This window comes from Frondihabitans sp. VKM Ac-2883 (genome assembly GCF_015350875.1).
Lineage (GTDB): Bacteria > Actinomycetota > Actinomycetes > Actinomycetales > Microbacteriaceae > Frondihabitans.
The window spans coordinates 242,598-257,513 of record NZ_JADKSF010000003.1 but is presented as its reverse complement, the minus strand read 5'-3'; the positions used below and the strand labels follow the sequence as shown (position 1 = coordinate 257,513).

Here is a 14,916-nt window from a genome sequence, read left to right as displayed (position 1 = left end):
AGAAAGCGGACAGGGGCAAAGCATTCCGCGGGCGCGGAGCGACCCGCCGGGAGCGGGAGCGACCCAGAGAAACTAGCGAGACCCCCGGCCGATTTCGCCAGAAAGCGGACAGGGGCAAAGCATTCCGCGGGCGCGGAGCGACCCGCCGGGAGCGGGAGCGACCCAGAGAAACTAGCAATGCCCCTGCCCGGCTTCGAAGAAACCGGACAGGGGCAAAGCATTGCGGAGAATGGGGGATTCGAACCCCCGAGGGCGTAAACCCAACACGCTTTCCAAGCGTGCGCCATAGGCCACTAGGCGAATTCTCCAGTGATCGTCGCCCGGAGGCGGCGTTCGACCTTGAGAACTCTACCGGGTTCGCGGCGTGGTGACGAACCGGGTGGGCTGGATCCTTGTCGGTGTCGGTATCGCAGGCCGCTCCGAGCATCCGGCCCTAGGGTTGGTCGCGTGTCGACACGCATCTACATCACGTCAGCAGAGGGCCACACCGGCAAGTCGACTGTGGCGCTCGGGGTGCTCGACACCCTGAGTCACGAGTTGGGCCGGGTGGGGGTGTTCCGGCCGGTCGCGAGGTCGACGTCGGAGCCCGACTATGTGCTCGAGTTGCTGCTCGCTCACGACAGCGTCGATTTGCCGTATGACGAGTGCATCGGCGTCACTTACGACGATGTCCACGCCGATCCTGATGCGGCGCTGGCGACGATCGTGGGGCGTTTCGCAGCCATCGAGCGGCAGTGCGACGCCGTGGTGATCGTCGGTTCTGACTACACCGATGTCGGCAGCCCGACCGAACTGTCGTTCAACGCCCGCATCGCTGCCAACCTCGGGGCGCCCGTGCTGTTGGTGCTCGGCGGGCGCACGGCCGATGGTGACCGGTCACGCACGGGGGCCGACATGCGTCAGGTAGCCGAGCTGACGACCATCGAGCTCCGCAACGAGCATGCGAGTCTGCTGGCCGTCGTTGCGAACCGCGTTGAACCCGACTTGATGGCGGAGGTCGTTGCTGGCATCCGCGGGGCCCTCGAGACCGGCCCCGAGGGCACCGTGCCGGTCTGGGCGCTGCCCGAAGACCGCGTGCTCGTCTCGCCGACCCTTCGCGCCGTGATGTCGGCGACGCGGGCCCGGCTGATCCGTGGTGACGACGCTCTGCTCGACCGCGAGGCCGTCGGCGTCGTGGTCGCCGCCATGTCGATGGAGAACGTGCTGCCCCGCCTCACCGAGGGCGCCGTCGTCGTGGTGCCCGGCGATCGCTCCGACGTGCTCGTCGCGACCGTGCTCGCGCACGCGTCCGACACGTTCCCGTCGCTGGCCGGCATCGTCTTGAACGGCGGGTTCGACCTCGCGCCGCAGGTGGTGCGCCTCATCGGCGGTCTGAACAGCCCGCTCCCCATTCTCTGGTCGGAGCTCGGCACCTACGACACGGCCCTGCGCATCACGCAGACGCGCGGTCGCCTAGCGGCCGAGTCGCCGCGCAAGTACGACCTCGCCCTGTCGCTGTTCGAGACCAACGTCGACGGCGCCGAACTCCTGCGGCTGCTGCAGGTCAGCCCCTCCGAGGTCGTCACACCGCTCATGTTCGAGTACCAGTTGCTCGAACGCGCTCGCGGCAACAAGAAGCACATCGTGCTGCCCGAGGGCGACGATGACCGCATTCTGCGCGCCGCCTCGTCGCTGCTCCAGCGCGGGGTCGCCGATCTCACCCTGCTCGGCAACGAGTCGAGCGTGCGCTCCCGTGGCGCCGAGCTCGGCCTCGACCTCGACGACGCCACCGTGCTCGACCCGAACGATCACGACCTGCAGACGAAGTTCGCCACCGAGTATGCCGCCCTCCGCGCGCACAAGGGTGTCACGATCGACATGGCGATGGACACCGTCACCGACGTCTCGTACTTCGGCACGATGATGGTGACGATGGGGCTCGCCGACGGAATGGTTTCGGGCGCGAAGCACACCACGGCGCACACGATCCGGCCGTCGTTCGAGGTCATCAAGACCCGCCCGGGTGTGAAGGTCGTCTCGAGCGTGTTCCTGATGGCGCTCGCCGATCGCGTGCTGGTCTACGGCGACTGTGCCGTGATCCCCGACCCGACGGCGGAGCAGCTCGCCGACATCGCTATCTCGTCGGCCGAGACGGCAGTGCAGTTCGGAATCGAGCCGCGCATCGCAATGCTCAGCTACTCGACCGGAACCTCAGGATCCGGCGCCGACGTCGAAAAGGTCCGCGCTGCCACGGCGCTGGTCCGCGAACGCCGACCCGACCTCCTGGTCGAGGGCCCGATCCAGTACGACGCCGCCGCCGACCCCGGCGTCGCGGCCACGAAGATGCCCGACTCGCAGGTGGCAGGCCGGGCGACCGTGTTCATCTTCCCGGACCTGAACACGGGCAACAACACGTACAAGGCCGTCCAGCGGAGTGCTGGCGCGGTCGCCATCGGGCCGATCCTGCAGGGGCTGAACAAGCCGATCAACGACCTGTCGCGCGGCGCCCTGGTGAGCGACATCGTGAACACGGTCGCCATCACCGCGATCCAGGCCGGTACCCAGTAGCAGTCGGGTCTGTCTCGGATCCTCGTTTTCTCTTCTTAGGAGCACCACTGTGAGCGCAGTCCTCGTCGTCAACTCTGGTTCGTCGTCGTTCAAGTACCAGCTGATCGAGCTCGAGGGGGAGCGGACTCTTGCCTCGGGACTCGTCGAACGGATCGGCGAGCCAACCGGCGTCACGAAGCACAAGAACGCGAAGACCGGCGACGAGACGTCGAACGACTCGATCGCGATCCCCGATCACGCCGCGGGTTTCGCCGCCATGCTGAAAGCCTTTGAGCAGCACGGGCCCTCGTTCGACGAGCACCCGCTGATCGCGGTCGGGCATCGGGTCGTGCACGGCGGCTCGGAGTTCGATCGCGCCACCGTCGTCACCCCCGACGTCGAGAAGGCAATCGAGAGGCTCTCCGCTCTCGCGCCGCTGCACAACCCGGCGAACCTGCAGGGAATCCGCGCGGCTCGCGAGGCCTTCCCCGATTCGCCGCAGGTCGCGGTGTTCGACACGGCGTTCCACCAGACGCTCGCACCCGCCGCCTACACGTACGCGATCGACGCGGGACTCGCCGAGAAGCATTCGATCCGCCGCTACGGGTTCCACGGCACATCGCACAAGTTCGTCTCGCAGGCCGCCGCAGACTTTCTCGGCAAGCCGCTCGCCGAGCTGAAGATGATCGTGCTGCACATCGGCAATGGAGCCTCCGCGACCGCGATCGACGGCGGACGCAGCATCGAGACGTCGATGGGCCTCACACCTCTCGAGGGCCTCGTGATGGGCACGCGCTCCGGCGACGTCGACCCGGCTGTCGTGTTCCACCTGCACCGCGAAGAAGGGCTCTCGTTCGAAGAGCTCGAAACGATGCTCAACAAGAAGAGCGGACTGCTCGGCCTCACCGGCAACGGCGACATGCGCGACGTCCAAGACGCGGCTTCGCGGGGCGACGAGGTCGCCGAGGGGGCCCTCGCCGTCTACCGGCACAGGATCCGGCACTACGTCGGCGCGTACATCGCGCAACTGGGCGGTCTCGACGCGATCGTCTTCACCGCCGGCGTCGGCGAGAACAACGCGCTGCTGCGGCGCCGAACCCTGCTCGGCCTGGAGTTTCTCGGCATCACGATCGACGACGACCGAAACGAGCTCGGATCCCGCGACGCCCGCTACATCTCGGCGGAAGGGGCGCCGGTCGCCGTGCTGGTCGTGCCGACCGACGAGGAGCTGGAGATCGCGCGGCAGGCGGCTGCTCTGGTCTGAATTGGTTGGGCGCGACAACGGTCGCGGCACCGGACTGTATCTGTTGGGCGCGACAGCGGTCGCGGCACCGGACCTCCGACAAGATTGGTTGGGCGCGACAGCGGTCGCGGCACCGGACCTCCGACAAGCTCCGGTCGTTCGGTGCTGCGACCGCTGTCGCGCCGCCATGGCGTAGGGAGGGGCGCCGGCATGCGGGCAGACCCTGTACGGACTGGGGGACGTGCCGCGGCGGTGCGGTTAGTCCGGAAGGGGTGTGGATCGGAGAGGGCACGAATTTGAGAGCGATCGGATTCGGCGCCCGGGCGGTTGGTGCGATCTGTGGGGTGCCGGATCCTAGTTGCTCTCAAATTCACGCCGCGATCCACGCCGCGATCGGCACTGCGACCCACGCCGCGACCAGTGAGATCAGTACTTGATGGTGCTCAGAGCATCGCCGATCGGGATCTCGCCGGCCGTGACCTCGAACTGCGTCTTGACCGCGGTGCCCTCGATCAGCGATGTGGCGATGACGTCGGCGACATCGGCGCGCGAGATCTCGCCGCTGTCGAGTCGCGATCCCACGGCGATCGTGCCCGTCGCGGGGTCGTCGGTAAGGGTGCCGGGCCGGACGATGGTCCAGTCGAGCCCGGCGCGAGCGCGAACGTTCGCATCGGCCTCGCTCTTCGCGCGCAGGTAAACCTGGAACACGTCGTCGTCGGCCGCGGGAAGCTCAGCACGCTTCGCATTGAAGTCGTCGGTGTGCATGGCTGACACGAGCACGTACCGCGAGACCCCGGCCGCCTCAGCGGCATCGGCCAGCAGGATCGCGCCATCCCGGTCGATGGTGAGCTTGCGCTCCGCCCCGCTGCTACCGCCGCCACCGGCAGCGAAAACGACGGCGTCGGCCCCGTCGAGGTGACCCGCGAGGGTGGCGACATCGGTGCTCTCGAGGTCGAGCACCAGTGCTCGCGCCCCGACTCTCTCGAGATCAGCGACGTGATCGGTGTTGCGGACAATGCCGACCGGGTCGTGACCCGCTGTCGACAGCTGACGTTCAAGGAGCTGGGCGATCTTGCCGTGACCACCGGCGATGACGATTCTCATGGGTCTATCCAACCCGGGTGTCCTGCACGCGCGGTGGAAACCGCTAAAGTGGATGTCGGCTCCCCACGTGGCGCCATCCAGGCCAACTCCCCCAGGGCAGAAATGCAGCAAGGGTAACCGGGCTCTGGCGGGTGCGTGGGGAGTCTTTTGTTTTCTCGCTTCGCTCGAAGACCGCAGCGCACCGGCCAGTGATGCTTTGAGGCAGCGGCTTCGCCGCGCGGGCGAGCGCGTGGGGAGTCTTTGGTTTTCTCGCCGGTGCGCGGGGCAGGCTGCGGTGGTCTGCAAATTCGAAGGAGAAACGTCGGGGGGAGGCCGCCCGATCGGCATAGATGCGCTCGGCTGGGGCGGTTTTTCCTTCAAATTCGGGCGGGGGAACGGCGCGACACTCGTTCTGGGGGTACGAGCGAACCGGATTGGTTGGTTCGGCGTCCAGTGATCTGCTTATGATGGCCACACCAAAACGGCCGAGCTCCTCACCAGGGCGACGCCACCTCCCTCACCAGGAGGTCCTCGCAGGGAAAGGACGCGACCGTGACGTCGCACACCAGGATCAGGATCACCGCGGTACGCGGCAACTCACCCTTGTCGTCTTTCGCCTTGCGCACTCCGTCTCGCTGCCCCCGTGCGGCACGAGGCGGCTCCGCGGGATGCGCGCCTCACCACCGCGCATCCCGCATCTCTCCGTCGACCCACTCGGTCTGACCGCACCACCTGCACACCGCCGTCCCTCACCAGGTCGGCACCCGCACCACCTGCACACCGCCGTCCCTCACCAGGTCGACACCAGCCGCAGCACCAGCACCATCCGCAACGCCTCACCAGCACCGCGGCAGCTCGACCCTCCCGACCCACCACCGGGGGGTTTCCGGATCAGTGACAGGCCCGACCTGTCAGGAAGAAGCACCCCATGCACCGCCAGAGGTCTACCCGAACCCTCCTCCGAGGCCACCTTCTTCTCCGCGCCGGTGTCGCCACCGTCGTGGGCGCACTCATCGCCGCGTCGGCCGTGGTCCCCGCGCAGGCGGCCACGACTGACGTGACCGAGGCGGAGGGTGCGCTGCTCTCCGGTTCGGGGATCGTCGACCTCGACAACATCGCGGCACTGCGCGGGGCGTACTCCGCGACTCCGACCGCCGGGGGAGTCGTGGCCAACCCCCTCGACGTGACGGCTGCCAACGCGGTCAACGTCGATCTCGGCAACGGCGTGCGCCTGCTCGGCACCAACGGGCTCCTGACGCTCGGCGTCACGGGGCAGTACGCGAGCACGACGCCGACGTCGGCGACGGCCGCGTCGGGCCTGATCGGCTCCGACGGCTCCATCGGGGCCGGGCCGGGCACCGCCGGGGGCGTTTCGACGCTGAATCTCACCCCGCTGCTCAGCCGGGTGGGTGCAGCATCGGCTGTGGCCTCCGCCGCCCAGCTCGACATCGGCGCTCTCGCCTCTCGCATCCAGGCTCAGCGCGGAACCACCGTGCAGCCCACCACCGACTACGGCATCGCGAGCGCGAAGTTCGCCGTCACGAGCCCGGCTGTCGCCGGCCTGAACACGTCACTGCAGACGTCGGTCAACGGCATCGGCAGCAGCATCAACAACCTCGCATCGAACCAGTCCGCGCTGAACGGCGTCGTCTCGGGAACGACGGGCGACCTCACGACGGCTCTGGGCACTCTCATTCCGGGCGTGGTGAGCGTCAACAACACGAATTTGACCGCGACGATCACCGGCCTGAACCTCGGCGCGGTGACCGCGCCGGTCCTCGCCCGGAGCTACACCTCCGGTGCCGTGACGATCACCCCCTCGACCGGTCAGATCGTCATCGACCTCAACACCCTGCAGGCTCTGAACGGCCAAGCCCCCAACACCGAGTTGCTCTCGACGCCTGCTCTGCGGAGCGTCATATCGGCGGCCATCCAGGACATCCTGGTCACCCAGGTTCCAGCGGCTCTCAACACCGCGGTCGTCGCAGCGATCGGAACCGCGACCGCCAACGCCACGCTTACCGCCAACGTTGCTGTCGCCGGACTCAATGTCACTCGCCTCAACGTCGGCATCACGACGACCCTCGGCAACCTGCTCAAGACCACCGGCCGCACTCCGGCGACGGTCACAGCGACCGGTCAGGCTCTCGGCCTCGGCGGCATCGCGCTCTCGTCCGCAGTCCTCACCCCTGCACTCCAGCCGGTTGTCGACGGCACCCTCGTTCCCCTGCTCGGCGGAGTGTTCCAGCCGACGGTCGCCGGCATCCCCGAAACCCTCGCGGCCGTCACCCGGCCCGTGAGCACCACCCTCGGTGGGCTGCCCGGGATCCTGAACCAGCTGGTCTCGATCACGGTCAACGCGCAAGACGCCTCCGGGTTCCAGGACGGGCGCGGCACCGATGCGGGCTCGCGATCGGTTCACGCGCTGCGCCTGAGCGTGCTGCCCGCGGTGAACGCGGCCACCGTCGATCTGGCGACGTCGACCGTGAAGGCCACCGTCACTGCGCCGGTCACGATCACGGCGCCGACGGCGGGCCAGCAGTTCACCGTCGCCACGTCGACCGCAACCCGTTCGATCACCGTCACGGGAACCGGCGAACCCGGTGCCGACATTGCCGTCGACCTGGGTCAAGGCCGCACCGGCACCGCGACGGTCGCCGCCGACGGCACCTGGAGCTCCACGATCCCGGCCGTGGGGGTGGGCTCTGTCACCGCCAGTGTCACGCAGACATTCGGCGGCGCGACCACGGGCCCCGTGACCCGCGCCTTCACCGTTGTCGCGCAACAGCCGCTGACCATCACGGCTCCCACCGCGGGGCGTGCCTTCACCGTCGTCTCGCCGACAGCGAAGACGCCCGTCACCGTCTCCGGTACCGCGACACCGGGTGCCTCGATCGCCCTCAGCCTCGGCGCTCCGTCGGGCATCACGGGAACAGCGACCGCAGGATCCGACGGCACCTGGACCACGGATCTCACGGGCGTCCCCGTTGGCACGTACGCGGTCAGTGCGACTCAGACATCGGGCGGTGTCACCTCGGCTCCCGTCACCCGGCCCTTCTCGGTCGTGGCCGGTGCAGCCCTCACCGTCACCGCGCCCGCCGACGGCACGCAGATCGTCGTGCCGGGCGCCGACTCCACGGCGACCGTCACGGTCGTCGGAACCGCCCAGCCGAATGCGACGGTCGACGCCTCGCTCGGAGGCGGTCTCACCGGCACCACGACGGCTGCGGCCGACGGAAGCTACAGCATCCCGGTCTCGGGCGTCGGCGTCGGACCGCACACCGTCAGCGTCACGCAGACCGTCGGCGGCGGGACCTCGGCTGCCGTCACCCGCGACATCACCGTCGTCGCGTCGTCGCCGCTCGTAATCGAGTCGCCCGCCGCGGGCGCCGAGTTCCGCGTGGCCGGGCCGACCGCCACGACACCGGTGACCGTCTCGGGTACCGCCCAGGCCGGCGCGACCGTCGCCGTTCAGCTCGCCCCAGGAATCTCCACCTCGGTGACCGCGGGCGTGACCGGCACCTGGTCGGCTCCGTTCAGCAACGTCGGGGTCGGTGACTACACGGCCAGCGTCACCCAGACCGTTGCCGGCACGACCTCTCCTGCTCAGACCCGCGCGTTCCGCGTCATCGCGGGTGACCCGGTCGTCATCGAGGCACCGTCCGCCGGTACGACGTCCGTCGTCGCGGCACCCACCTCCACTCGCCCCGTCACCGTCTCGGGCACCGCCGAGCCGCGTGCGGAGGTCACCGTCGTCCTCGACGACACCCACCAGGCGACCGTCACCGCCAGCCCGACCGGAGCCTGGACCACGACCTTCACCGCCATCCCCGTCGGCGACTACCAGATCAGCGCTGCGCAGACCGTGAACGGCTCGACCTCGACCCCGGTCGTCCGGCCTTACTCGATCGTCGCCGCGGCGCCGGTCACGATCACGAGCCCCGACCCCGCGGTCGACGTCGTCGTGGCTCAGGACGGCCAGACCACCGCAGTGACGGTGGCCGGAACGGCCCAGCCGAACGCCGGCATCGCAGTCAGCCTCGGTGGCGGACTCACCGCTACGACAACCGCTGACGGCAACGGAGCCTGGAGCGTTCCGGTCACCGGAGTCGGCACCGGTGACTACGTCATCGCTGTTACCGAGACCGTCGGCGGCACCACATCCCCGGCCGTCACTCAGCCCCTGACCGTCCGCGCGGGTGACCCCGTCGTGATCACCGCACCCGCCCCCGGCACCGAGGTCACGGTGTTCGGAGCGAACGGCACGACCACGGCGGTCATCACCGGTACGGCTCAGGCCGGAGCGCGGGTGACAGCCGACCTGGCTCCGGGATTCACCGGAACCACCACGGCGTCGGCCGGCGGATCCTGGACTGTCCGGATCGCCGACGTGCCGGTGGGCGACTACCGCCTCAGCGCGACCCAGACGATCAACGGCACCAGCTCGACCACTGCGGCGCGTGACTTCTCGGTAGTCGTCGGTGGCGCCATCGTGATTGAGACGCCGGCCACCGGAACAGCATTCGCCGTGGCCGACCCCGACTCGGTGCGAGCCACCACGACCGTCGCCGGTCGTGCCGACGGCGGCGCTGCGGTCGAGGTGACCCTCACGCGCGGCAACGACGCACCGATCGTCCGCGACACCGTCGCCAGCGGTGCCGGCGCCTGGACGGTCTCGTTCGCCGACCTGCCCGTCGGCGACTACTCGGTTGAAGCGACGCAGACCGTGGGGGGCGCGACGGACTCCGCCACGGCGACGACGTTCTTCGTCGTCGCGGGTGAGCCGATCGCGATCACCGCACCCGTGGCGGGCACCGCCTACCGGGTCGCCGACGACGCCTCCGTGCTGCCGGTGACCATCCGCGGAACCGCTCAGCCGAACGCGACGGTCGACGTGCTCGTCGACGGTCGCACGCTCACCACGACCGCCTCCACGGGCGGCACCTGGTCGGTTCGCGCCGACGGCACGGCCGACGGCACCGGACCGGGCCTCGCCACCGGAACTTACCCCGTCTCGGCGACCCAGACGGTCGGCGGAACCACGTCGGCCACCCCGGCGACGACCTCCTTCTCGATCGTCGCGGGGGCGCCCTTCGCCATCTCGGCTCCGATCGCCGGAACCGAGCTGCAGGTGGCCGACGCCGACGCCACCCTCACCGTTCCTGTGACCGGCACCGGCGAACCCGGCGCCACAATCGAGGTCACGTACAACGGCGTCACCAAGACCGTCACGGCTGACCCCGTGAACGGCAACTGGTCAACCTCGTTCTCGGGAGTCGGGGTCGGTACCCCGACCTTCCGCGCCATCGAGACCGTCGGCACGACGTCCACGCCGGCCCAGACCCGCACCATCACGGTGACGGCCGCCGCGGCGGTCCGCGTCACCTCACCCGCTGCCGGCGACGTCATCACCGTCGCGGGCCCGGGCTCCACCGTCGACGTCACCGTCACCGGTCGTGCCGAGCCGAATGCTCCCGTGAACGTGAACCTCGGCGGCGGCCTCACCGCGGCCGTGACCGCCGACGGAAACGGCATCTGGACCGCTCCCTTCGCCGACCTGCCGGTCGGCGGCTACACCGCCTCCGTGACCCAGACGGTCAACGGCACGGTGTCGACACCCATCACCTCCTCCTTCTCGGTGGAGGCAGGCGACCCGGTCGTCATCACCAGCCCGGTCGACGGCGGTCGGATCACGGTCGCCGATGCCGACGCCACCGCAACCGTGCGCGTGGTCGGCACCGCCGAGCCCAACGCCGACATCAGCATCGACATCGACGGCCGCACGGCCGTGACGACGGCCGACGCCAACGGCGACTGGGCGGCACCCGTGACCGGTGTCGACGTCGGGACGCACACCATCGCGGTGACGCAGACCGTCGGCGGCACGACCTCCGACCCGACCACTTCGACGGTGACCGTCGCGGCGGGCGCGCCCCTCGTCATCGCGGCCCCCCGGGCCGGTAGCACCATCACCGTCGCCGATGCCGCCTCGCGGGTCGACGTGCCGGTCTCGGGCACGGCACAGCCGCGCGCCACCGTTCGCATTCGTCTCGACGCGGGTGACCCCGTCGACGTGACCGCCGACGCCGACGGCAACTGGGCGACGACGTTCGCCCGCGTGGCCGTCTCCGCCGACGACTACACGCTGCACGCGACCCAGACGGTCGGCGGCACGACGTCGGCCCAACTCGACCGCAGCTTCCGGGTCGTTGCCGGCGCCGACGTCACGATCGCGACGCCAGGGGACGGACAGATCTTCACGGTCGCCCGCGACGACTCGACGACCGATGTCGTGGTGCGCGGAACGGCCGAGCCACGAGCGACCGTCACGGCCGAGATCGCCGGCGGAACCGCGGCGACGACTACCGCGACCGTGGGCGGCACCTACGAGCTGACGCTCGAGGACGTCCCCACCGGCACTCCGACGATCGAGGTCCGCCAGACCATCGGCGGCACCACGTCGACCGATCCCGCGACGGTCCGCATCGTCGTGGCACCGGCTGCGCCCGTGACCATCACCGACCCCGCAGCCGGAACGACCCTCCTGGTCGGTACCACCGGTGAGACGGTCGACGTGCCGTTCAGCGGCACCGGCCAGCCCGGCGCCGACCTCACGGTGTCACTCGGCGGAGGTCTCGCCGCGACCACGACGGTCGACGGCGACGGCAACTGGACGACCATCGTCCGCGACGTTACTGTCGGCGACAAGACCGCCACCGTCACGCAGACGATCGACGGAGTCGACTCGACCCCGGCGACCCGCGACCTGACCGTCGCCGTCGCGGATGGCGTGACCATCTCGGATCCTGCCGTCGGAGCCTCGTTCCCCGTCGCCACAGCCACCGGGCTGGTGGATGTGCCGGCCGCCGGCACCGCGCAGCCGAACACCACCGTGCGCGTCACGCTCGACGACGGCACCGCTGTGACCGTGACGTCGAACGACGACGGCCGCTGGAACCACACGTTCCCGGACGTCGCCGTCGGTGACCACACCGTCAGCGCCGTGCAGATCCTCGACAACGGCGCCACCCCGGCAGTCGTCCGCGCCTTCGAGGTGGCCGTCGCTCCGGCTGCGACCATCTCGACGCCCCGCCCCGGCCAGCAGTTTGCCGTGGCTGCGGGTGACACCGCGACGGTTCCCGTCTCGGGCACCGGGCTGCCGGGCGCGTCGATCCTGGTGACGCTCGACGGAGGACGCGCGAGGACCGTCACGGTCGATGGCTCCGGATCCTGGTCGACGACCTACGCCGGCGTCGCAGTCGGCACGGGACAGGTGGTCGAGGCCACGCAGACCGTCGGCGGAACAGCGCAGGATCCGATCGACGTCACCTTCGACGTCGTGGTCAGCGCCGCTCCGGCGGCTCCCGTGGCGATCACCAGCCCCGCAGCGGGCGCCGTGATCCCCGACACGACCGGTGACGGCACGGTTGACGTGCCCCTCACCGGAACCGGCGAGCCGGGTTCGACCATCGACGTCGACCTCGGTGGCGGGTCCACCGCCACGACGATCGTCGGCACCGGCGGCGACTGGGCGGTCACCGTCTCGGACGTGCCGGTCGGACCGATCACGGTCGTCGTCACGCAGACGACCGACGGCGTCGTCACGGGCTCCGACAGCCTGGCGATCGTCGGCGAGACCGTCGCGCCGGCCGTCATCACGGCCCCGGATTCAGGAGCTTCGTTCCCCGTGTCGACCGCTGACTCGACCGCCGACATCACCGTGCGGGGCACCGGCGAGCCGGGAGCCCGGGTGACCGTGTCGCTCGGCGCCGGCTTCACCGGCACCGACACCGTCTCTGCGGGCGGCACTTGGTCCGTCATCGTGGCCGACGTCCCCGTGGGTCAGTTCACCGTCACGGTGAGCGAGACCGTCGACGGAGCCACCCTGCCCGATGTGACTCAGTCGCTCGAGGTCGTGGTCGGCGACGCCGTCGCGATCACGACACCGCGCGACGGATCGACCGTCGTCACGCCGGTGGGCAGCACGACGTCGAGCCTGCCGGTCTCCGGGACGGCCGACCCGGGAGCCCTCGTCAGCGTCACGCTCGACGGCGGCACACCGAAGACGGTCAACGCCGACTCTGACGGCGACTGGTCGGTGACCTTCACCGGCGTCGACAACGGCGATCACACGATCGCCGCAAGCGAGACGCTGGCCGACGGTGCCACGACACCGGTCACGAGCACCATCACGACGCGGGCCGCGGCCGCCGCAGCGATCACCTCGCCGCAGCGCAACCAGCAGTACGAGGTCACCGCCGGAACCACTCCCACGATCGTCGTGACCGGAACCGGTGAGCCCGGTGCCACCGTCTCGGTTGCGGTGACCGGTTCGCCAGCCACGACCGTCAGGGTGACCGCGCAGGGCACCTGGTCGGCAACGTTCGCGAACGTCTCGGCCGGAGATCACGTCGCCGCGGCGACGCAGACCTTCGGGGGAGTCGCCGGCGATCCCACGCGGGTGCCGTTCTCGGTCGTCGAAACCGCAACCCCGGTCGTAGGACCGACGATCACCAGCCCGACCACGGGTCAGATCGTCCGCGACGACGACGGTGACGGCTACTTCGACGTCACCGTCCGCGGAACCGGCGACCCCGGCTCGACCATCGAGGTCGACCTCGGCTCGGGGATCACCCGCACGGTAACGGTCGGCACCGACGGAACCTGGGCGACGACGGTCACTGCAATTCCCGACGGCCCGCAGACGATCGTGGTCACGCAGACGACCGGCGGCGACGTCACCGGCTCGGCGAGCGTCTCGATCGAAGGATCCCAGGCAGCGCCGATCACCATCAGCGCACCGACTGCGGGTCAGCGCATCAACGCCCCGGCGACCGGACCGGCGACGATCACCGTCACCGGTCGGGCTGAGCCCGGCGCCGGCATCCGACTGCAACTCGACAACGGGACGGTCGTCACGACCACCGCCGCCGGCGACGGATCGTGGAGCATCCCGCTCGAGGGGGTCGGCGTAGGCAGTCACAGTGTCTCGGCCACCGAAACCGTCGGGGCCTCGACATCGGCTCCCGTCAGCGTCGCCTTCACGGTGGTCAGCGCGGCTCCGGCCGGCACGATCACGGTTCTCGCCCCGGCGCCTGACGCGCTGATCGTCGACCGCGACAGCAACGGCTCCGAGCCGGTCACCGTCTCGGGAACCGCGACCGCGGGCGCCCTGGTGACCGTGGTCCTGGACGACGGCGTCACCCTGACGACGACTGCGAGCGACGCGGGAGAGTGGAGCGTCCTGTACCCGGGAGTCTCGACCGGTTCGCACTCGTTCGTGGCCTCGCAGACCGCTAACGGACTCACGACGAGCGCCCCGAGCCAGGACTTCCTGGTGCGGGCGACCGATCCGATCGTGATCTCTCAGCCGGCACCGGGCTCGACGTTCCTGGCTACCACAGACGGAACGGCCACCATCCGCGTCGCCGGGACGTCGGATCCTGGAGCTCTCGTGACGGTGTCCGTCGACAACGGCCGCAACTTCACGACCACGGCCGATGACAACGGTGCCTGGACGCTGGACATCTCGGGGGTCGCTCCCGGCCAGCACACCGTGACCGCGACGGAGACCGTGCTCGGCTCCACCTCCGACCCGGTGTCGACCGTGTTCGGCGTGATGAGCCCGCCCTCGACCGGTGGCGGCCAGCCCGGTACCGGTGGCGGCGAGCCGGGCACCGGTGGCGGCGACCCCGGAACCGGTGGCGGCGACCCCGGCACCGGGGGCGGCCAGCCGGGAACGGGAGGTGGCCAGCCGGGCACGGGTGGCGGCACAGGTACCGGTAACGGCGGCACTGGCTCCGGCTCTGGTGGCAACGGAACGGGCTCCGGCTCGGGAACGGGATCCAACCAGGATCCGGCTCTCTCGACGGCAGGCACCGGCGGAACCGGCACCCCCGGGTCGATGGTCGACGGCGCCCTCGCTTTCACAGGCTCGACCGTCCTCCCATGGGCGGCCGTGGGCGCAGGCATCCTCGCGCTCGGTCTCGGGATGTTGGGTGCATCCCGCGCACTGAGCACATTCAGGTCGAGGAGACGCTAGCGCCGTGAGGAGCGGCCTTCCC

General features: G+C 69.9%; 4 protein-coding genes, 1 tRNA gene and 1 other RNA gene. 4 read left to right on the top strand and 2 right to left on the bottom strand.

Features of this window, described 5'->3' with window-relative positions:
- Positions 1-223: 223 nt before the first annotated feature.
- Positions 224-308: transfer RNA gene (locus ITJ49_RS07360), tRNA-Ser, on the bottom strand.
- A 139-nt stretch (positions 309-447) separates the two neighbouring features.
- On the opposite strand from ITJ49_RS07360, the gene pta reads away from it, so the two are divergent.
- Both pta and ITJ49_RS07350 read left to right on the top strand, forming a co-directional pair.
- On the top strand, positions 448-2,547 hold the full coding sequence (gene pta / locus ITJ49_RS07355) for a phosphate acetyltransferase (protein WP_194603418.1): 2,100 nt from the start codon (positions 448-450) through the stop codon (positions 2,545-2,547).
- A gap of 49 nt (positions 2,548-2,596) precedes the next feature.
- Positions 2,597-3,790: an acetate kinase gene (locus tag ITJ49_RS07350; protein WP_194603415.1), complete on the top strand. Its 1,194-nt coding sequence runs from the start codon at positions 2,597-2,599 to the stop codon at positions 3,788-3,790.
- A gap of 405 nt (positions 3,791-4,195) precedes the next feature.
- On the opposite strand, the gene ITJ49_RS07345 is transcribed toward ITJ49_RS07350, so the two are convergent.
- Positions 4,196-4,873, bottom strand: coding sequence for an SDR family oxidoreductase (locus ITJ49_RS07345; protein ID WP_194603412.1), 678 nt, complete (start codon positions 4,871-4,873; stop codon positions 4,196-4,198).
- 54 nt (positions 4,874-4,927) lie between these two features.
- On the opposite strand from ITJ49_RS07345, the gene ffs reads away from it, so the two are divergent.
- Positions 4,928-5,024: signal recognition particle sRNA small type (ffs, locus tag ITJ49_RS07340), an RNA gene on the top strand.
- A 756-nt stretch (positions 5,025-5,780) separates the two neighbouring features.
- The gene (locus tag ITJ49_RS07335) at positions 5,781-14,894 is read left to right on the top strand and encodes a choice-of-anchor G family protein (protein WP_194603409.1); all 9,114 of its coding nucleotides are present in this window, start codon (positions 5,781-5,783) and stop codon (positions 14,892-14,894) included.
- The last annotated feature ends 22 nt before the right edge of the window (positions 14,895-14,916 follow it).

Excerpts from the sequence above, each read along its gene's own strand:
- ITJ49_RS07345 (WP_194603412.1), bottom strand. The coding sequence starts at position 4,873 with ATGAGAATCGTCATCGCCGGTGGTCACGGCAAGATCGCCCAGCTCCTT.
- ITJ49_RS07335 (WP_194603409.1), top strand. The coding sequence starts at position 5,781 with ATGCACCGCCAGAGGTCTACCCGAACCCTCCTCCGAGGCCACCTTCTT.